The following is an 18684-nucleotide window of genomic DNA, read 5'->3' as shown; positions in this document are numbered from 1 at the left end:
AAGATCAACTTGTCGGTGTGTCGCGGTCGTTTGGCACTGCGGCGAGCAGATTTGCTGCAGTGCGGTATCGGATTGGCGCGTCGGGGGGAATGTGGCCTGCTTGCTGGAGCAGGGGACGGGTTTCGCGGATGACGTTGCCGATGGACGATCTGCTGACATCGCCTAGAACGTCGGCCAGGACATCCATCGTGCAGAGTTTCCGCTGGTAGAGAATCGTGAGCACGACCCGTTCGCTGTTGCTGATCTTCTGGGGGAAGACGCCGGATCGGGTCCCGGGCTGGCGGTGCCCGCCCCGCCGCTGGTAGCCGAGGCGCTCGCCTTGAGCGACCTGTGCTGCGGCGAGGCGCTGGATGAGGAGACGGAGTTCGTCGCGGCTGATCCCGGTCAGAACCGGATGGGATAGTTGATCGATGATCACGGCTCGTGCGGGGCGCTGGCCGGTGTCCAAGAAGCCGAGGAGAGCGGCGGGTTTGGCGAAGCGGACCTGAGCGGCTCCGGCGTGGTGGCCGTGGTCTTCCAAGACTCTGCGGGTCTCCTTCACCAGGTCGGCGATGCAGACGTCGGTGACCTCCAGAAGGTCGGCCAGGACCTTCATGGAACAGACCTGCCGCTGGTAGAGGAGCGTGAGCAGGAGGCGGGCGGCGGCGTCGAACAAGGGCTTGGCGCGGAGGTTGCCGGTGGCGCGCCGAGCTCGGCCGCCGCGTTGCCGGCTGTGCCGTTCCTGGGTGCGGGCGGCCTGTGCAGGCGCGAGCGCGGTGGCCAGCTGGCGTAGTTGAGGGGTGCTCATGCCGGTCAGCCGCGGATCGGCCAGACGCAGCAGCATGGCCTGGCGCCGCTGCGCGGGTCCGTCGCCCTCGCTCACCGGCTGGGACGTGGCCGGGTCGTCGGCCATTACTGGGCGCAGGGTGTAGTTCCAGGTGCCGTGGGTGGCGTGTCGTTCCAGGGGCAGGGCGGCGAAGCGCTCCTTGCTGATCGCGACACCGGTCGGGTAGTCGCCGGTGTCCAAAACCGCCTCCACCCGCAGTCCGGTACTGGTCTGGGTGGAAGCGATGGTGTTGACCACTACGTCATGACTGGTCAGGGGCCTGCCGCGCCAGTTGAGGGTGATGTGGGAGAACAGCCGGTGCTCGATCTTGTTCCATTTGGAGGTGCCGGGCGGGAAGTGACAGACCGTGATCACCAGCCCGGTCTCGGCGGCCAACGCGGCCAGTTCGCTCTTCCAGACCCGATAACGGTAACCGTTGGAGCCGCCCGCGTCCGCAGTGATCAGTAGCCGTGAGGCGGACGGGTAGTCGTGGCGGCCGCGCGCTTTCCACCAGCGGCGGATGGACTCCACCGCGAACACCGAGGTGTCATGGTCGACACCGACGTTCACCCAGCCGGTGTTGGCCGTGATGTCGTAGATCCCGTACGGGATCGCCTGCTCGACGTCCGGACCGGAGAAGAAGAAGTGGTGGTCTTCGACCTCGATCGGCTCGCCCCTGGGGCGCCACTCGCGTCCGGTCATCGGGAGCCGGCCCAGCTGTTCCCGCTTCTTGGTGTCCACGCTGATCACCGGCTCGCCGTCAGCCTGATGGGCTTTGACCTGCTCGTTGATATAGCGGAACTGGGCGTCACGGTCGGGGTGCTGGGCGCCTTCGAGGGTCTTGACGTTGGCTTGCAGGCTGAACCCGGCCGTCTTCAGCAATCGTCCTACCGTGGGCGCCGATACACCGTGTCCTTGCCGGGTCAGCTCGGCGGCCAGGTGGCGTAGCGACTTGGTCGTCCACCGCAGCGGGGACTGCGGGTCGCCGCGCTCATCCGGCTCCACCAGCCCCAGCAGCGCCGTCAGGACGGCCGGATCGTCGTCTTCAACACGCTTGCGACCACCCCCGGATCGTCGGACACGACCTGCCGGAAGCGGCTTCCGGCCTTCTTCCAGCTCGAAGATGCCGTTACGGACGGTCGTCTCGCTGACCCCAGCGGCCTGAGCGACAGCCCGCACCCCACCGTGTCCCAGCAGCCGCGCCTCGGTCGCCAGCACCAGCCGATGCTGTCGTTCGTTCAGATGCGGGCGTAATGCCTCGAATTTCCGCGCGAGTTGGCCGCGGACCTCGCTGGAGATCGCCATACCATCTCAACGAGCCGAAGATCACGAAGCAACGCCTTATTTCTTGACGGCTTCACAAATGCCGCAACGTCCTATCGAAGGTCAGTGCCGGCGATCAGGCCGAGGTCAAGGCCGCCTTCTGGGACATCTTCGACACCAGCGGGCTGCAACAGGGCGATCAGGAGATTGAGCCGGGCCAGGACCTGGTCGCCTGGGTGCAGCGGCGCATCGACGCCTTCGCCGATACCTGGGGGGCTCGCTACCCGGCGGCGGTCAAGAGCCTGCTGGCCGACCGCGCCTCGCTGACGACCTATCTGCGCTTCCCGCTTGAGCATCACAAGCGCATCCGGCACTCCAACTTCATCGAGCGGACCTTCGGTGAGACCCGCCGCCGTGTCAAGGTCATCGGCCGCTTCCCGGGCGAGACCTCCTGCGTCAGCCTGGTGTGGGCGGTTCTCGACCGGGCAGCCCGCGGCTGGCGCGGCTTCACAATGACCTCCAAGGGCCTGCGCATCCTGCAGGACCTGCGTCGAGTCCTGCTTACCCCGCCTAGCCGGCTCCGCCCGGCAACCACCCCAGCCACCGACTCGACACCCGAAACGGCAGCTGCCTAAGATCAACCCACGGCACCTACCTCGTTGAGCTTTTACACCGCTCCGAGGACGCGACCGGTCACGGGCCAACCCGCCGGAGAGCGCATGGCACAGCGCCACGTACGGCTCCGACAGACCGATCACCCGCCTGTAGAGCATGCGCCGCGACTCCCGATAGCTGAGCAGCTCCACTCGCAGAATCTCGTCGAAAGAGTGTCGGTTCTTCGGCATGTAGTCGTCGGGCGGGCGTCGGCCATTACAGCGGCGTACGCCGCCGTCGGCCCTCCGGCGGGTCGCCGGAGGGCCGTGACTCAGGGACGGCGGTTCGACAGGACGAGGGTGGCGGCGGAGGCGAACATGCCGCCGTTGCCGAGGACGACGCCGACCTCGACGTCCGGCACCTGGGCGGCGGCCTCGCCGCGCAGTTGCCGTACGGACTCCTGGATGGCGAACATCCCGTACATGCCGGTGTGGGTGTAGGAGAGGCCGCCGCCGTTGGTGTTGAGCGGCAGGCGGCCGCCGGGGGAGGTGTGGCCCTCGGCGATGAACGGCCCCGCCTCGCCGCGCTTGACGAAGCCGAGGTCTTCCAGGCCGTAGATGGGCACGTGCGCGAAGGCGTCGTAGATCATCAGGTGGTCCACGTCGTCATGCGAGATGCCCGCCTCGGCGAAGGCGGCCTCGCCGGAGCGCCGGAAGGCGGCCGAGGTGGTGAAGTCCTCCATCTGGGAGATGATCGGCGACTCGGCCGACTCGCCAGAGCCGAGCAGGTGGACCGGCGACCTGCGGGCGCGCTCCTCGGTCGTCACGATCAGCGCGCCGCCGCCGTCGGTGACGAGGCAGCATTCCAGCAAATGGAAGGGGTAGGCGACCATCCGGGAGGCGAGCACGTCCTCGACGGTGATCAGGTCCTGATACATGGCCCGGGGGTTGCGGTGCGCCCACCGGCGCTGCGCGACCGCGACCTCCGCGAGCTGCTCGTGCGTGAGCCCGGTCTCCTTCATGTAGCGCAGCGCCGTCAGCGTGAACATGGTGGGCGGGCCGAGCACGCCGTACGGCAGCTCGAACTGGCCGATCAGCGAGTCGGGGCCGAGGGCAGGCCGGGCCGCGCCGACCCGCGACCGCCCGGACTCGCCGTGCGTGATGAGCACGGTGGTGCACAGCCCGGCCCGGATGGCCGCCGCGGCGTGCCGTACGTGGAAAAGGAAGGACGAGCCGCCCACCCCGGTGCCGTCGAGCCAGGCCGGGGCGATCCCGAGCGCGTGGGCGATCTGGATCGGGCCGGGCACGCCGACGGTGGCGACGCCGTCGATGTCGTCCTTGGTCATCCCGGCGTCGGCGAGCGCGTTGCGCGCGGCCTGGAGGTGGAGCTGCGTGGTGGACATGTGGGGCAGCTTGCCGAGCTCGTCGGTCTCGGCCGCGCCCGCGATGACGATGTTCATCGGACGGAACCTCCAGCGGGCTCTCCAGCGGGTTCTCCGGCCGGCTCTCCGGCGGGCTCGAAGAGGGGCACGTGCACGTCGCCGCGCTGCTCGAACACCACGCGCAGCTCCATGTCGAGGGGCAGGTTCTCCGGCGTGATCTCGACGCCCACGATGTTCGTCATCATCCGCACGCCCTCCTCCAGCTCCACGACCGCGATCGCGTACGGCCCGTCCTGCTCGAAGCCGGGAGCCGGGCGGTGGCTGATCACGTACGAGTAGAGGGTGGCCCTGCCGCCGGCCGTCACCCAGGTGACGTCGTCGGAGCCGCAGTGCGGGCAGGCGGGCCGTGGATAGAAGTAGTGCCGCGAGCAGGCGCGGCAGCGCTGGATCCGCAGCTCTCCCTCCGCCGTGCCGTCCCAGAACGGCTGGGTGTCCGGTGTCGGCTTCGGGACGGGTTTGTGCGATGCGGTCATCGTTCTCCTACGAGGCGGAGGAAGTCTTAGAGTCGAATTCTAGAACTCCAATCTAGAGATGGCGAGGGTCCGTTGTCACGGGCTGGGGACGCCGTTGCCGCGCCGGCCGCGACCGGCCAGCACGTCGGTGAGGGACGGCGTCGGCTCGGGCTTGCGCGGCCCCGGCTGGGCGAGCTGGACCAGGACGCCGTGCGCCTCCTTCGGGTGGAGGAAGACCTCGCGCCAGCGGGGTTCGGCGAGGTTGAGGCCGAACAGCCGATAGCCGCGCTCGCGCAGCGCCGCCACGGCGGCCTCGATGTCGGTGACGTGGAAGTTGAGGTGGTGCACCCCGCCTCTGCCGCGCGTGAGGCCGAAGAAGCTGTCGAAGAAGGTGGACCCGGCCAGCGGCTCCATCAGCTCGATCTTGCTCCCGTTGGCGTACCTGAGCTGGAGCGTCCGATAGCCGTTCACCAGGTTGTCGCTGCCGTCGAGGTATTCGCCTCCCAGCAGGTCGCGGTAGATCGGCAGCAGGTCCCTGATGCGCGGCGCGGCGACGGCCGTGTGGTCGAAGGTCGCGTCAAGCCCGGCCAGCTCCTCGGCGATGTCCACCCGTCCTCCTTCGATCGAAATCCTAGAATCCGATTCTAATCATCCGGTGCCGAAGAAACAGGTGCTCACAGCCCCTTGACTCCTGACGTGAGGAGGCGGAGCATTCGTGGAAATGAATTCTAGAGCTAGCTTCTAGAACTCATCGCCGGGACGGGGGCTGACGAGAAAGGCGTGTCAATGGGCCTGTCCTACGTACGCGAGCTCGACGAGTACCCCACAGGTGCGCGTCGCATGAAGATCCTCACGATGGCCGTGCTGGCCGTCCTCATCGGCTCCTATGAGGCGCAGATCGCCCCCGTGGTCCCGCTGCTCCTCAAGGACCTCGACATGTCACTCGCGACGTACGGCGCGGTGTCCGGGGCGGCGGCGGTCGCGGGAGCCGTCGCGTCGGCGCTCGGCGGCAGGCTCACCGACCGGCTCGGCCGGGTGCGCCTGCTGGTCCCGCTGATGCTGCTGACCGCCGTGTGCTGCTTCGTCATGACGCTCGTCCACAGCCCACGTGACCTGCTGATCGCCAGGATCGTGCTGGCCTTCGTCGACGGTGTGGCGATGGCGAGCACGGCTCCGCTGGTCCGCGACTTCTCGCCGCGCCTCGGCAGGGCCCAGGCGTTCGGCTTCTGGACCTGGGGCCCGGTGGGGGCCAACTTCCTCGCCGCCGCCGTCGCGGGCTGGACGCTGCCGATCTTCGATGACTCCTGGCGGTCGCAGTTCGTCATCATGGGCTGCTTCTCGCTGGTCATCTCGATCGTCATCGCCTTCAACATCGCCGACCTGTCGCCCGAGCTGCGCGCGCAGATCCAGCACACCGAGCGCCAGGCCAGGAGCGTCGTCGACCTGACCCGGCCGGCCAAGGTCTCTTCGCTGTTCGTACGGCCCAACATCTGGGCCCACGTGGTCGGCATCTCGCTGTGGCTGGTGCTCTACATCACGCTCACGCTCTTCGGGCAGACCATGCTGGTCGGCGCCCTGGGCATCACGGCCGCCGAGGCGTCCACGATCATGGCGTGCTTCTGGAGCCTCAACCTGATCACGCTGATCGTCGCCGGCCGCGTCTCCGACCGCACCCAGCTCCGCAAGCCGATCACGCTCGCCGGCACCGTCGCGGCCGTGCTGGTCACCGCCTACCTGGCGTACATCCTCGGCGGCGAAGGCGTCTCCAGCGGCGCGCTCATGATCGTCGGTGCGCTGCTCGGCGGCTCGCTCGGCGTCGCGTACGCCCCCTGGATGGCCAACTACTCCGAGGACGCCGAGGACGTCGACCCCCGGCTGCAGGGCACGGCGTGGGGCCTGTTCGGCTTCCTCACCAAGGCGATCGCCGTGGTCGGCCTGCTGGTCATCCCGCACGTGGTCGAGGCCACGAGCTGGCAGACCTGGCTGGTGGTCTCGCTGGTGTGCCTGGCGCTGTTCGCGCCCGCCGTCTTCCTGTTCCACGGCCCCTGGCGGCGGGAGCGCGGGGCGATGGACGGCCAGGAGGCCAGGGTCGCGGTGGCCGACTAGAGGTCAGGTCTGCGGGTAGCCGCCGAGTCCCTTGCCGAGCAGATCGAAGACCCGTTCGACGTCCGCGCGGTGGGCGCGCCCGATCTCCTCGTCGGGCCCGCCCTCGCGCACCCGCTGCCGCAGCCGCCGGTAGAGCGCCCGCTGCGCGGAGACCAGCGTCGAGGCGACGACGCGGGGCAGCGGGTCGCCGGGCTCCGCGCCCGCCTCGGCCGCCAGCGCGCCGGCGAGCACCTCGATGATCCGCTCGTTGACCTCGTGCATCTTCCGCTCCAAGGAGGGGTTGCCGCTGACGAGGTCGTAGAAGCTGCGCGGATGGACGAGGTCGCGCCGCATGCCCGGGATGAACCGGGTCTGCGCCAGGCACATCGCGCGGAAGGAGTCGAGGATCGAGAACCCGGCCGGGCGGTCGGTCACCGCCGCAAGCGACATGGCCTCCCGGTCCTCGGCCCGGTAGAAGACCAGGTCCTCCTTGGTCGGGAAGTGGTTGAACACCGTCTTCTTCGACACCTGGGCGGCCGCCGCGATCTCGTCCACGGTGACCTCGTCGAAGCCCCGGGCCCGGAAGAGCGCGTTCGCGGTGTCGGCGATGAGCTGCCGGGTCTGGTTCTTCTTCAGCTCCCGTAGTCCGCCCGCTCTCATGGGCACAGCGTATCGGCCTTTCCTTGGTTACACCTGGTGTACTGTTGCACCAAGTGTAAGTGATGGGGGAGGCGGGATGACGCATCCGGCGGTGGAAACCACCGGCCTGACCAAGAACTACGGCGACGTCGAGGCCGTACGCGGCATCGACCTGACCGTGCACAGAGGGGAGATCTTCGGCTTCCTCGGCCCGAACGGCGCGGGGAAGTCCACGACGATCAGCATGCTCTGCACCCTGACCACGCCCACGGGCGGCATGGCGCGCGTGGCCGGCCACGACGTGGTGCGCGAACGTGACAGCGTGCGGCGCTCGATCGGGCTGGTGTTCCAGGACCCGACGCTCGACGGCTATCTCACGGCCGAGCGCAACCTGCGCTTCCACGCCGAGCTGTACGGCGTGCCCCGCGCGGACATCGGTCCGCGGCTCCAGGGGGTGCTCGACATGGTGGGGCTGTGGGACAGGCGCGCGGCCAAGGTCGCGACATTCTCGGGCGGCATGAGGCGGCGACTGGAGATCGCCCGCGGCCTGCTGCACTCGCCACGGGTGCTGTTCCTCGACGAGCCCACCGTGGGCCTGGACCCGCAGACCAGGAGCTCCATCTGGTCCTACATCCGGGAGCTGAAGGAGGCCGAGGACATCACGGTCTTCCTGACCACCCACTACATGGACGAGGCCGAGCACTGCGACCGCATCGCCATCATGGACGGCGGCCGGATCATCGCGCTCGACACCCCCGCCGCGCTGAAGGCCGGCGTCGGCAAGGACCGCATCCAGATCCAGACCGACGACGGCCCGGCGGCCGTCGCCGCCCTGGACGAACGGTTCGGCATCAAGGCCGTCGCGTCCCGCGACGTCGTCGTCTTCCAGGTGGAGGAGGGAGAGCGGTTCGTGCCGGAGCTGTTCAGCCGGTCGGGGCTGCCGATCCGGTCCGTCAGCGTGGCCAGGCCCAGCCTGGACGACGTCTTCATGTCCTACACCGGCCGGTCGATCCGCGACTCGGAGTCGGCCGGCGCCGCGCGCGGTGCGGCCGCGCTCGCGGCGGCGCGAGGAGGCCGGCGATGACGCTGCCCGTCACGGCGGTCCGGGTGCCGGGGCGCAGCGCGATGAGCGAGCTGCGCGCGGTCAAGGTGGTCTGGCAGCGCGAGATCATCCGGTTCTTCAACGGCCCGCTGCGCATCCTCACCTCGCTCGTGCAGCCCTTCCTGTTCCTGTTCGTCCTCGGCACGGGCCTGTCCCAGCTCACCTCGGGCGGCACCGGCGGGCTCGGCCTGCGGACCTTCCTCTATCCGGGCATTCTCGCCATGGCCGTCCTCTTCACCGCCATGTCGTCGGCCGCCTCGATCGTGTGGGACCGGGAGTTCGGCTTCCTGCGCGAGATGCTGGTCGCGCCGGTGTCCCGGGGGTCCATCGTCCTCGGCAAGTGCCTGGGCGGGGCCACCGTCGCGGCCTTCCAGGGCCTCGTCGTCATCTGCATCGCCGGTCCCGTGGGCGTGCCGTACGCGCCGGGGCTGATGCTCGGCGTGTTCGGCATCCAGGTGCTGCTGGCCTTCACCATCACGGCCTTCGGCGTCGCGATGTCGGTGCGGGTCAGGCAGATGCAGTCGTTCATGGCGCTCAACCAGCTGCTGATCATGCCGCTGTACTTCATGTCGGGCGCGATGTTCCCCGCGTCGAACCTGCCCACGTGGCTGACCGTGCTCAACCGGATCGACCCCCTCTCGTACGCCGTGGACCCCATCAGGCGGCTCGTCTTCTCGCACCTCGACCTGGCGCCCGCCGTACAGGCCCGGCTCGCGCCGGGGCTGACGTGGGGCGGGTGGCACGTGCCCATCGCCGTCGAGGTGGCCGTGCTCGCGGCCCTCGGGCTCGCCCTGCTCGTCACCGCGATCGCACAGTTCGGCAAAGCCGACTAAGGAGCACAGTTCGGCAAAGCCGACTGATTGGCGCTGCTCGGCGAGGCCGGCTGAGGAGCGCCGTATCCTGCGCTCCTCCCGTGGCTTCCCGCGCGCCGCTCGTCCGGCTCGGCGAGAAGTTCCGACTATCGGAACGACCGGTTCTACTTTGCGTATTCATTAAGTAACTTTCCGCAAGGGAGATCGGCTCGCCGAGCGAGGAGGCCGTGCATGACCGCGGACACCGTGGACACGTCCATCAAGGGGATCACCGGCGTCGGTGACACCGGCGGCGTCGCCGCCGTCACCAGCGCCGTCCGGGGACGGGTCGACGAGCTGCTCGCCGGTTTCCTCGACGCCCGGCGCCCCCCGGTCGGAGATCCGGACGTCGCCGAGGGCTACCGGCTGCTGCGCGAGTTCGTCGTCGACGGCGGCAAGCGCATCCGGCCGCTGCTGTGCTACTGGGGCTGGCGGGGCGCGGGCGGCGAGGAGGCGCACGACGACCGGGCCGTCGTCACCGGCGCGGCGCTGGAGCTCTACCACGCGGGCCTGCTGATCCACGACGACGTCATGGACGGCAGCGAGCTGCGCCGCGGGCGCCCGACCATCCATAGGGGGCTGGCCGGGACTCCGCGGTGGACGGGGGCGGAGGCGTTCGGCCGGTCCGCGGCCATCCTGCTCGGCGTGCTCGCGCAGGCGTGGGCGGACGAACTGCTCGCGGACGCCGCCGGCGGCGACGTGCGGGGGCGGGCGGCGCGCGAGCTGTTCAACCGGATGCGCACCGAGGTCGTCACCGGGCAGTACCTCGACATCCTGGCGCACGCCCGCGCCGACGCGGACGTCGAACGGGCCCTGACGGTCATCCGCTACAAGACGGCCCGATACACCGTGGAGCGTCCGCTGCAGATCGGCGCGGCGCTCGCCGGGGCCCCGCCCGCCCTGCTGGAGGCGTACTCGCGGTTCGGCCTGCCGCTCGGGGAGGCGTTCCAGCTGCGCGACGACGTCCTCGGCGTCTTCGGCGACCCCGCCGTCACCGGCAAGCCGGTCCTCGACGACCTGCGCGAGGGAAAACGCACCGTGCTCATGGCGTACGCGTACGCGCGGGCGCGCGGGCCCGAACGCGACCTGCTGCGGACCTGGCACGGCGCGTCCGGCCTGGACGAACACCGGGCGGCCGAGCTGCGCCGGATCATCGTGGACACCGGCGCCCTCGGCGAGGTCGAGGACCTCATCGCCGTGCGGGCCGGGCAGGCGCTCGACGCGCTGCGCGAGTGCGCGATCGCCCCGGAGGCGGCCCAGGCGCTCACGATGCTCACCGAGCGGCTCACCCGCCGCGTCCGGTGAGGCGCGCGACCGGTACGCCCGCCTCTCTTCTGATTCCTGCCTTCTGCCCGGCTGCTGCCTTTCCTGCGACTCCCGTCGCCGGGGAACCGCTCCGGCCGCCTCCGCACGCCGCCTCCGCACGCCGCCTTCGCACGCGGCAGTACGGGCGCGGCCGTACGGACGGCCGGCGATGCGGTGCGGCCCCGTGCGGGCCGGTAGGACCCTGACTTTCTCCCTCCCCCTCCGCCGCTCGGCGACGAGCGTGACCAGTCACCGAACAACCGGCCGCCGTGCCGACCACAGATGGGTGATGTGCCGTGACAGAAAACACCATGCCGACCGACAACCGGTTGAGCCTCAGCACCAGGGCCGCGCGCAACCTGGCCACCACGACCAAGACCCCGCCGCAGATGCAGGAGATCACCTCCCGTCATCTGCTGCGCGTGCTGCCCTGGGTCGAGGCGGTGGGCGGCGCCTACCGGGTCAACCGGCGGCTGACCTACCAGATGGCCGACGGGCGGGTGACGTTCGTCTCGACCGGGGCGGACGTACGGGTCATCTCGGCCGAGCTGTGCGAGCTGCCCGCCCTGCACGGCTTCGGCGACGCCGAGGTGCTCGCCGCCATGGCCGACCTGTTCACCCAGCGGGAGTACGAGGCCGACCAGGTCATCGCACGGGCCGGCACCCCGATGGACGAGGTCCTGCTCCTCGCCCACGGCAAGGTCGACAGGATCGGCGAGGGCGCGTACGGCAACGAGACGCGCCTCGGGGTGCTGGCCGACGGCGAGTACGTCGGCGAGCAGATGCTGGTGAACGCGGACGCGCGGTGGGAATGGACGGTCAAGACCGTGACGCCGTGCACCGTGCTCGCGCTCGGCAGGGAGGAGTTCGAGCGGCTGCTCACCCTGTCGGACAGCCTGCGTGAGCACGTGCAGGCATACCGGGAGAACCCGCACCGGCCGGTGAACCGGTACGGGGAGGCGGAGATCACGCTGGCGGCGGGGCATGAGGGTGAGGCGACGCTGCCGGGGACGTTCGTGGATTACGAGCTGGGGCCGCGTGAGTACGAGCTGAGTGTGGCGCAGACGATTCTGCGGGTGCACTCGCGGGTGGCGGATCTGTACAACGAGCCGATGAACCAGACCGAGCAGCAGTTGCGGCTGACGATCGAGGCGTTGCGGGAGCGTCAGGAGCACGAGCTGGTCAACAACCGCGACTTCGGCCTGCTGCACAACGCCGACCTCAAGCACCGCATCCACACCCGTTCGGGCCCGCCCACCCCGGACGACCTCGACGAGCTGCTCGCCACGGTCTGGAAGAACCCGCACGTCATGTTCGCCCACCCGAAGGCGATCGCGGCCTTCGCCCGCCAGTGCAACGCCCGGGGCATCTATCCCCAGACCGTGGAGTTCAACGGCCAGAAGGCGCCGGCCTGGCGCGGGGTGCCGATGCTGCCGTGCAACAAGATCCCGGTCAACGACAAGGGCATCAGCTCGATCATGGTCATGCGGCTGGGGGAGAAGGAGCAGGGCGTCGTCGGCCTGCGCCGCACCGGGCTGGTGGACGAGTACGAGCCCGGCCTGTCGGTGCGCTTCATGGGCATCGACGACAAGGCGATCATCTCCTACCTGGTCACCACCTACTACTCGGCGGCCGTCCTGGTCCCCGACGCCCTCGCCATCCTGGAGAGCGTCGAGGTCCTCTGATGTCGTCCTACCGGCTGCCGGACTTCTATCTCCCCTATCCGCCCCGGCTGAACCCGCATGTGGAGACCGCCCGGGCGCACACGCGGGGGTGGGCGGCGGACATGGGCATGCTCGACGACCCGGACATCTGGACCGTGGAGTCGCTCGACGCGATGGACTACGGCCTGATGTGCGCCTACACCCATCCCGACTGCTCCGCCCCCGAACTCGACCTGGTCACGGACTGGTACGTGTGGGTCTTCTTCTTCGACGACCACTTCCTGGAGACGTTCAAACGCAGCAGGGACCTGAACGGCGCCCAGGACTACCTGGACCGGCTCGACGCGTTCATGACGGACGACCCGCCCGAGCCGTCCAACCCCGTCGAGCGCGGCCTGGCCGACCTGTGGCCCCGGACCGTGCCCGCCATGTCGGACGCGTGGCGGCGCCGGTTCGTACGGGTGACCCGCGACCTGCTGCAGGAGTCGATGTGGGAGCTGTTCCACATCGAGCGCGAGGCCGTCTCCAACCCGATCGAGTACATCGAGGAACGCAGGAAGGTCGGCGGAGCTCCGTGGTCGGCCGCGCTCGTGGAGCACGCGGCCGGTGCCGAGCTGCCGGCCCGGCTGGCGGGCTCCCGGCCGATCCGGGTGCTGACGGAGTCGTTCGCCGACGCCGTCCACCTGCGCAACGACCTGTTCTCCTACGAGCGGGAGGTGCTGCTGGAGGGCGAACTGTCCAACTGCGTGTTGGTCTGCGAGCGTTTCTTCGGCTGCGACACCGCGCGGGCCGTGGAGATCACCAACGACCTGCTCACCTCACGGCTGCACCAGTTCGAGCACACCGCGCTGACCGAGCTTCCGGCGCTGTTCGCCGACGACGGGGTGCTGCCGCCCGAGCAGGCGCTGGTCCTGAGCTACGTCAAGGGACTGCAGGACTGGCAGGCGGGAGGCCACGCCTGGCACACCGCCTCCAGCCGCTACACCAAGCTCGGAAGTCATTCCGGGTCCCTGGGCCTGAACGTGTCGCGCGCCCACCTCACCGGTGCCGGCGGGCTGCGCAACCACACCCACCGGCCCTTCTCGGAGGCGGCGGTGCGGCTGCCGCAGCCGTACATGCCGTTCGAGGTGCGCGACAACCCGCACCTCGACGCGGCGCGCGCGGCGGACGTCGAATGGTGTGCCGCGATGGGCTTCTTCGACGGCGTCCCCGGCCTCCCGGCGACCGCCGTGTGGAACGAGCCGCAACTCGTCGGCTTCGACCTCGCGTTGTGCGCGTCCGGCATCGACCCGGACGCCACGGCCGACGAACTGATCCTGGCAGTCAACTGGCTGGCCTGGGGGACGTACGGCGACGACTACTATCCCCGGGTCTACGGCGCGGCGCGCGACCTGGTCGGCGCGAAGCTCGGCAACCGGCGGCTCAAGGAGTTCATGCCGGTGGACCTCGTCCCGCGCCTGGCCCCGATGACGGGGCTGGAACGCGGGCTGGCCGACCTGTGGGCGCGCACCGCCGGGCCGCTGCCCGAGGATGCTCGCAGGGCGTTCCGCGTCGCCGTCGAGGAGATGATCGACAGCTGGGTGTGGGAGCTGGCCAACCAGGCCCAGCACCGCGTGCCCGATCCGGTCGACTACATCGAGATGCGGCGCAGGACGTTCGGCTCGCAGATGACGATGAGCCTGGCCAGGCTGACGCCCGGCCGGGTCATCCCCGCCGAGATCCATCGCACCCGCGAGTTCCTCGGCATGACCGACGCCGCGCAGGATTACGCGTGCCTGCTGAACGACCTGTTCTCCTGCCAGAAGGAGATCCAGTTCGAGGGGGAGCTGCACAACGCCGTCGTGGTGCTGGGCACCTTCCTCGACTGCGCCCCCGACGAGGCGGTGGGTGTGGTGGACGCGCTGATGACCAGCCGGATGCGGCAGTTCGAGCACATCACCACCGTCGACCTGCCCATCCTGCTCGACCGCATCGAGGCGGACGAGGCCGTACGGGAGTCGGTCGAGGGATACGCGTCCGACCTGCGCAACTGGATGGCCTCGATCCTGCGCTGGCACCAGCGGTCCCGGCGCTACGTCGAGGAGGAGCTGCGCAGGGGCCCGGCCGTCCGGTGGTCCCAGGGCCCGACCGGCCTCGGCACGGCCACCGCGCGCATCCTCTCCCTGGCGCCGCCGGCGCACGGCTCGCCCGCGCTCACGGTGGGGGCGCCATGACCGCGTCGCGACTGACTCTGAGCACGGCCGCCGCACGCAACCTGGCGACCACCACCAAGACGCCGCCGCAGATGCGGGAGATCACCCCCAGGCACCTGCTGCGGGTGCTCCCCTGGATGGAGGTCCAGGGCGGCGTCTACCGGGTCAACCGCCGGCTCACCTGCACGGTGGGGGACGGGCGGGTGAGCTTCGTCTCCACCGGCGCGCGGGTGCGGGTCGTCCCGGCCGAGCTGTGCGAGCTGCCCTCCCTGCACGGCTACGGCGACCTCGACACGCTCGGCGCGCTGGCGGACCGGTTCGTCCAGCACGAGCTGGGCCCGGGCGATCCGGTGCCTCGGGGACAGGTCGTGCTCGTCGCCCACGGCAAGATCGCCCGCGTCGGCCCCGGCCCGTACGGCGGGGAGGCGCTGCTCCAGGTGCTGGCCGACGGAGACCACCTGGGAGACCTCACCGGAGCGGGGGCCGCGCCCGCCAAGGCCCTCACCTCGTGCATCGTTCTCGTCCTCGACAGGTCGGCGCTGGACAACCTGGCAGCGCTCGCGGGCGGCCTGCGCGACCATCTCGCCCGTCCTCCCGTGGCACGGCCGGTGAACCGGTATGGGGAGGCGGAGATCGCGCTGGCGGCGGGGCATGAGGGTGAGGCGACGCTGCCGGGGACGTTCGTGGATTACGAGCTGGGGCCGCGTGAGTACGAGCTGAGTGTGGCGCAGACGATTCTGCGGGTGCATTCGCGGGTGGCGGATCTGTACAACGAGCCGATGAACCAGACCGAGCAGCAGTTGCGGCTGACGATCGAGGCGTTGCGGGAGCGTCAGGAGCACGAGCTGGTCAACAACCGCGACTTCGGCCTGCTGCACAACGCCGACCTCAAGCACCGCATCCACACCCTCTCGGGTCCGCCCACCCCGGACGACCTCGACGAGCTGCTCGCCCGCCGGCGCAGCTCGCACTACTTCCTCGCCCATCCCCGGGCCATCGCCGCCTTCGGACGGCAGTGCACCCGGCGTCGGCTCTACCCGGACGTCACCGAGGTGAACGGGGCGATGGTCATGGCGTGGCGTGGGGTGCCGATCCTGCCCTGCGACAAGATCCCGATCACCGAGGGAGGGCTCAGCTCGATCATCGTCATGCGCACCGGGACGGAGAAACAGGGCGTCGTCGGCCTGCGCCGCACCGGGCTGGCCGACGAGTACGAGCCGGGCCTGTCGGTGCGCTTCATGGGCATCGACGACAAGGCGATCATCTCCTACCTGCTGACCACCTACTATTCGGCGGCCGTCCTGGTCCCCGACGCCCTCGGCGTACTGGAGAGCGTCGAGGTGAGCTGAGGCACCGAGGCACCGAGGCACTGAGGCACGCCCGCGGCCGGGGGTTCCCCGAGAGCTCCTGGCCGCGGGCGGTTTCCCGCGTCAGGTGAGCTCAAGGCCGCCGTCGAGGGTGAGGACCTGGCCGGTGAGCCACGTGGCGCCGGGATCGGCGAGACGGAGGATCCACTCGGCGACCTCTCCGGGTGCGCCACGCCTGCCGAGGGGGATGCTGCGTGCCTCGTCCTGCTTCACCTGCTCGACGGCGGCGTCGGACAGCCCCGCGGAGGCGAGCGCCTCGCTCTCGGTCGGCCCGGGCGCGAGAGCGTTGACCCGGACGCCGTCCCCGGCGAGCTCCAGCGCCCAGCTCCGGGTGAGCTGCTCGATCGCGGCCTTCGACGCGGCGTAGTGCGCCGCGCCGGGCAGCGGCCGGTGCCCGTACGTGCTGGAGACGTTGACGATCGACCCGTGCGCCTGGCGAAGGTGGGGCAGCACCTCCCGGGCGAGGAGGCTGGGCGCGGTGACGTTGAGGGCGAACAGGTCGGTGACGCGCTCCGCCGTCGTCTCGGCCAGCGGCATGATCATGGTCGCTCCGGCGTTGTTGACCAGCACGTCCAGCCGGCCCCAGCGGTCGACGGCCGTACGGACGACCGTCTCGGGCGAATCGGCGGCGCGCAGGTCGGCGACGAGCACGGCGATGTCCGGGTGCTGCCGGGCGGTCTCCTCAAGCGCGTGTGCGCGGCGGCCCACCCCGAGGACCCGCGCTCCCGCCCGGGCGAAGGCGAGGGCGGCGGCGCGTCCGATGCCCGAGCCCGCACCGGTGACGACGACGACCCGGCCGGTGAAGCGGTCATCAGCGTGTCCGGTCAACGTGACTCCAATGTTCGATGTTCGATGAACAGCGAACAAGCTATCATGTGCCCATGAAGCAGGCGCACCACCCCGAACTGGACGAGATCTCGCTCACCGTGGTCATGGCGGCGCTGAGCGATCCGATCCGGGTCGGCCTGGTCCGGCTGCTGGCCGACGGGCGGGAGCGCGGGTGGGGCGAGCTGCGGGCCCCCGTCGCCAAGTCGACGCTCAGCCATCACTTACGGGTCCTGCGCGACGCCGGGATCACGCGCACCCGTCAAGAGGGCACCCGCTGCTTCGTCGTGCTCCGCCGGGACGACCTGGAGACCCGCTTTCCCGGCCTGCTCGCGCCCGTGCTGGCCGCCGCAGAGTGCGACGGAGTCGGCCGCCAGGTCGAGCTGGCGGCCTCGGCCTAGCAACCGCGTTCTCCCTTCATGCGCGGCGCGGCGCGGCTAAGGTGACCGCTGGCCGATCAAGATGTGCGTCGAGCGTCGCGGGGTGGGATTGTTCGTACCGTTGGATCGTGCCCGCCGAGCGGAGGCGGCCTCCGCCCTGGGCAGCCTGGAACGCGGGATAGAGATCCTCCTGTGCCTGGCCGTCGGCATGCGGCCGATGAACCTGACCCAGGTGCACCGGTCGACCGGGTTCTCCAAGACCACCACGCATCGCCTGCTCGGGACGCTGCAGCGGCGGGGCCTGGTCACGCGTACGGGCGGCGACTACATGGTCGGCGGACGCCTCGCCGACCTCGTGGCACCGCGCGGCTGGGCGGTGCAGGGCCGGCGGCTCCCCGGCTCGCGCAGGGTGGTCCTGCCGCACCTGCTCCAGCTCTACGAGGCGACCCGGCAGACGGTCAACCTGGCCGTGCCGGACGGATCCGAGGTCGTGTACGTCGAGCGGTTGTACGGGCACAACCGGGTCAGGTCGCCGTCGGACGGCGTCGACCGGGCGCCGCTGCACTGCACGGCCACGGGCAAGGTGCTGCTCGCCCACGACGCAGGGCTGCGCGCCGCGTTCCTCGCCGCCCCGGCCCTGCGGAGGGTGACCGGCCGTACGGTGACCGCGCCGGTCGCGCTGGAACGCGAGCTCGCGGCCATCCGCTGCGAGGGCGTCGGGTACGCGCGGGAGGAGTTCGCCGAGGGGGTGTGCTGCGTGGCCGCGCCCGTCTTCGGCCCGGACGGCGGGGTGTATATGGCCGTCGGGGTCGCCGCTCCGGTGGGGGCGGCGGCGCTGCCCCGCCTGGGCGCGGCCGTACGCAGGACCGCCCACCAGATCACCGGCGCCCTCCTCCTGTGACCCCAGATCAGGGGATTGGAGTCGCCGGGCTCGGGGAAGGCCTGATCGAGTCGAGCGGCAGGGCCTGTGCGTGTGCCTGTGTTCGGGCTTGGCCTGTGCTGTGTGCCTGGGCTTGAACTTGGGCCCGTGCCTTGGCTTGTGCTTGGGCCTGAGCCGCTCGGGCCGCCGGTGCGTCGGACCGGCGCAGCCGTCGTGGTCTCGGGGAGAGTCATGCGTCGAGGACCGTACGCGTCCCGCTTGATCGGCCGGGCGGGCCTCGTCGCCGTACCGGTGGCCGTGCTGCTCGCGGCGTGCGGGTCGCCCCAGCCGGAGACGCAGCCGCAGACGCCGGCGGGGTCGGTGGCCACGGGCGGCCCGGCGTCCACCCTGAACCCCGTCGCCGATCCGGCGGCCACCGTCTTCGCATCGCCCTCGCCCAGCCCGTCTGTCGTCTCGGCCTTCGACCATCCGGACGCGTGCCGGAACGCCGACTGCGAGGTGGCGGTCCGCCAGGGAGACCGGCTGCGGCTCGACCCGAAGACCGGCCTCGACGAGATCACGATCGTGGGGCTCGACCAGGGCGAGGTACGGCTGCGCTTCGAAGCGGGCGCGGGCGCCTTCCACGTCGAGGGCATGAACACCGGCGTCAGCCAGAGCTGCTTCAACGGCCGCTGCCACACGGAGGGCGGGCTGACGCTGGCCATGGGACGGCCCGGCAGGATCGGCGACATCCGCCTGCGGCTCGCGAGCGTGGCGCCCGACCACGCGGTCCTGGTCCTGTCGCCGGCATGACCCCGCCCGGCGCCTCCCCGGCCCGCGCGTCCAACGCCTTCCCGGCC

General features: G+C 70.4%; 16 protein-coding genes and 1 pseudogene. 11 read left to right on the top strand and 6 right to left on the bottom strand.

Translation table 11 applies throughout. From position 1 onward, the window contains the following. Nucleotides 1–4: 4 nt before the first annotated feature. Complete coding sequence (locus tag OHB01_RS00790) at nucleotides 5–2110, bottom strand: ISAzo13 family transposase (RefSeq protein ID WP_142625397.1); 2106 nt, start codon at nucleotides 2108–2110, stop codon at nucleotides 5–7. 50 nt (nucleotides 2111–2160) lie between these two features. Here OHB01_RS00790 and OHB01_RS00785 point away from each other — a divergent pair. Next, nucleotides 2161–2703, top strand: a pseudogene (locus tag OHB01_RS00785) (transposase); the annotation flags it as partial. 290 nt (nucleotides 2704–2993) lie between these two features. Here the strand turns inward: OHB01_RS00785 and OHB01_RS00780 are convergent. From OHB01_RS00780 to OHB01_RS00770, 3 genes are all read right to left on the bottom strand, one after another. Further along, nucleotides 2994–4121, bottom strand: a complete 1128-nt coding sequence (locus tag OHB01_RS00780; RefSeq protein WP_142648656.1) for a thiolase C-terminal domain-containing protein — start codon at nucleotides 4119–4121, stop codon at nucleotides 2994–2996. Further along, complete coding sequence (locus OHB01_RS00775; RefSeq protein WP_142648657.1) at nucleotides 4118–4576, bottom strand: Zn-ribbon domain-containing OB-fold protein; 459 nt, start codon at nucleotides 4574–4576, stop codon at nucleotides 4118–4120. The genes OHB01_RS00780 and OHB01_RS00775 overlap by 4 nt, the downstream gene beginning before the upstream one ends. A 75-nt stretch (nucleotides 4577–4651) precedes the next feature. After that, nucleotides 4652–5164, bottom strand: coding sequence for a VOC family protein (locus OHB01_RS00770; protein ID WP_168066053.1), 513 nt, complete (start codon nucleotides 5162–5164; stop codon nucleotides 4652–4654). Between the two features lie 177 nt (nucleotides 5165–5341). On the opposite strand from OHB01_RS00770, the gene OHB01_RS00765 reads away from it, so the two are divergent. Next, the gene (locus tag OHB01_RS00765) at nucleotides 5342–6661 is read left to right on the top strand and encodes an MFS transporter (RefSeq protein ID WP_142648659.1); all 1320 of its coding nucleotides are present in this window, start codon (nucleotides 5342–5344) and stop codon (nucleotides 6659–6661) included. Nucleotides 6662–6664: 3 nt separating this feature from the next. On the opposite strand, the gene OHB01_RS00760 is transcribed toward OHB01_RS00765, so the two are convergent. After that, a complete protein-coding gene (locus OHB01_RS00760) occupies nucleotides 6665–7300 on the bottom strand; it encodes a TetR/AcrR family transcriptional regulator (RefSeq protein WP_142648661.1) in 636 nt (211 codons plus the stop codon). Between the two features lie 76 nt (nucleotides 7301–7376). Here OHB01_RS00760 and OHB01_RS00755 point away from each other — a divergent pair, with 76 nt between their 5' ends. The 6 genes from OHB01_RS00755 (at nucleotide 7377) to OHB01_RS00730 (ending at nucleotide 15742) form a co-directional block, all read left to right on the top strand. After that, on the top strand, nucleotides 7377–8363 hold the full coding sequence (locus OHB01_RS00755) for an ATP-binding cassette domain-containing protein (protein ID WP_142648663.1): 987 nt from the start codon (nucleotides 7377–7379) through the stop codon (nucleotides 8361–8363). Beyond that, a complete protein-coding gene (locus OHB01_RS00750) occupies nucleotides 8360–9214 on the top strand; it encodes an ABC transporter permease (protein ID WP_142648664.1) in 855 nt (284 codons plus the stop codon). Before OHB01_RS00755 ends, OHB01_RS00750 begins: the two co-directional genes overlap by 4 nt. 210 nt (nucleotides 9215–9424) lie before the next feature. Continuing rightward, nucleotides 9425–10537: a polyprenyl synthetase family protein gene (locus OHB01_RS00745; protein ID WP_147945120.1), complete on the top strand. Its 1113-nt coding sequence runs from the start codon at nucleotides 9425–9427 to the stop codon at nucleotides 10535–10537. 311 nt (nucleotides 10538–10848) lie between these two features. Beyond that, nucleotides 10849–12222 carry a family 2B encapsulin nanocompartment shell protein gene (locus tag OHB01_RS00740; RefSeq protein WP_142648719.1) on the top strand — a complete coding sequence of 458 codons (1374 nt, stop codon included), beginning with the start codon at nucleotides 10849–10851 and terminating at the stop codon, nucleotides 12220–12222. Then, nucleotides 12222–14414, top strand: a complete 2193-nt coding sequence (locus OHB01_RS00735; RefSeq protein ID WP_142648666.1) for a terpene synthase family protein — start codon at nucleotides 12222–12224, stop codon at nucleotides 14412–14414. The genes OHB01_RS00740 and OHB01_RS00735 overlap by 1 nt, the downstream gene beginning before the upstream one ends. Next, nucleotides 14411–15742, top strand: coding sequence for a family 2B encapsulin nanocompartment shell protein (locus tag OHB01_RS00730; RefSeq protein ID WP_328854790.1), 1332 nt, complete (start codon nucleotides 14411–14413; stop codon nucleotides 15740–15742). Before OHB01_RS00735 ends, OHB01_RS00730 begins: the two co-directional genes overlap by 4 nt. Nucleotides 15743–15823: 81 nt before the next feature. Here OHB01_RS00730 and OHB01_RS00725 read toward each other — a convergent pair whose 3' ends face one another. Further along, on the bottom strand, nucleotides 15824–16588 hold the full coding sequence (locus OHB01_RS00725; RefSeq protein WP_142648669.1) for an SDR family NAD(P)-dependent oxidoreductase: 765 nt from the start codon (nucleotides 16586–16588) through the stop codon (nucleotides 15824–15826). Between the two features lie 53 nt (nucleotides 16589–16641). Between OHB01_RS00725 and OHB01_RS00720 the strand changes: the two genes are divergently transcribed. From OHB01_RS00720 to OHB01_RS00710, 3 genes are all read left to right on the top strand, one after another. Further along, on the top strand, nucleotides 16642–16986 hold the full coding sequence (locus OHB01_RS00720) for an ArsR/SmtB family transcription factor (RefSeq protein ID WP_142648671.1): 345 nt from the start codon (nucleotides 16642–16644) through the stop codon (nucleotides 16984–16986). Between the two features lie 82 nt (nucleotides 16987–17068). Further along, entirely contained in the window at nucleotides 17069–17866 is a 798-nt protein-coding gene (locus OHB01_RS00715) for an IclR family transcriptional regulator (RefSeq protein WP_168066055.1), read from the top strand. A gap of 210 nt (nucleotides 17867–18076) precedes the next feature. After that, a complete protein-coding gene (locus OHB01_RS00710) occupies nucleotides 18077–18637 on the top strand; it encodes a hypothetical protein (protein ID WP_328854789.1) in 561 nt (186 codons plus the stop codon). Nucleotides 18638–18684: the final 47 nt, after the last annotated feature.

It is taken from the genome of Microbispora hainanensis (genome assembly GCF_036186745.1).
GTDB lineage: Bacteria > Actinomycetota > Actinomycetes > Streptosporangiales > Streptosporangiaceae > Microbispora.
Note: the sequence above shows the minus strand (reverse complement) of the source record. Positions and strands in the feature narration are given on the sequence as shown.

Excerpts from the sequence above, each read along its gene's own strand:
- OHB01_RS00775 (WP_142648657.1), bottom strand. The coding sequence starts at position 4,576 with ATGACCGCATCGCACAAACCCGTCCCGAAGCCGACACCGGACACCCAG.
- OHB01_RS00780 (WP_142648656.1), bottom strand. The coding sequence starts at position 4,121 with ATGAACATCGTCATCGCGGGCGCGGCCGAGACCGACGAGCTCGGCAAG.
- OHB01_RS00745 (WP_147945120.1), top strand. The coding sequence starts at position 9,425 with ATGACCGCGGACACCGTGGACACGTCCATCAAGGGGATCACCGGCGTC.
- OHB01_RS00765 (WP_142648659.1), top strand. The coding sequence starts at position 5,342 with ATGGGCCTGTCCTACGTACGCGAGCTCGACGAGTACCCCACAGGTGCG.
- OHB01_RS00740 (WP_142648719.1), top strand. The coding sequence starts at position 10,849 with ATGCCGACCGACAACCGGTTGAGCCTCAGCACCAGGGCCGCGCGCAAC.
- OHB01_RS00790 (WP_142625397.1), bottom strand. The coding sequence starts at position 2,110 with ATGGCGATCTCCAGCGAGGTCCGCGGCCAACTCGCGCGGAAATTCGAG.
- OHB01_RS00710 (WP_328854789.1), top strand. The coding sequence starts at position 18,077 with ATGCGTCGAGGACCGTACGCGTCCCGCTTGATCGGCCGGGCGGGCCTC.
- OHB01_RS00730 (WP_328854790.1), top strand. The coding sequence starts at position 14,411 with ATGACCGCGTCGCGACTGACTCTGAGCACGGCCGCCGCACGCAACCTG.
- OHB01_RS00750 (WP_142648664.1), top strand. The coding sequence starts at position 8,360 with ATGACGCTGCCCGTCACGGCGGTCCGGGTGCCGGGGCGCAGCGCGATG.
- OHB01_RS00735 (WP_142648666.1), top strand. The coding sequence starts at position 12,222 with ATGTCGTCCTACCGGCTGCCGGACTTCTATCTCCCCTATCCGCCCCGG.
- OHB01_RS00720 (WP_142648671.1), top strand. The coding sequence starts at position 16,642 with ATGAAGCAGGCGCACCACCCCGAACTGGACGAGATCTCGCTCACCGTG.
- OHB01_RS00755 (WP_142648663.1), top strand. The coding sequence starts at position 7,377 with ATGACGCATCCGGCGGTGGAAACCACCGGCCTGACCAAGAACTACGGC.
- OHB01_RS00760 (WP_142648661.1), bottom strand. The coding sequence starts at position 7,300 with ATGAGAGCGGGCGGACTACGGGAGCTGAAGAAGAACCAGACCCGGCAG.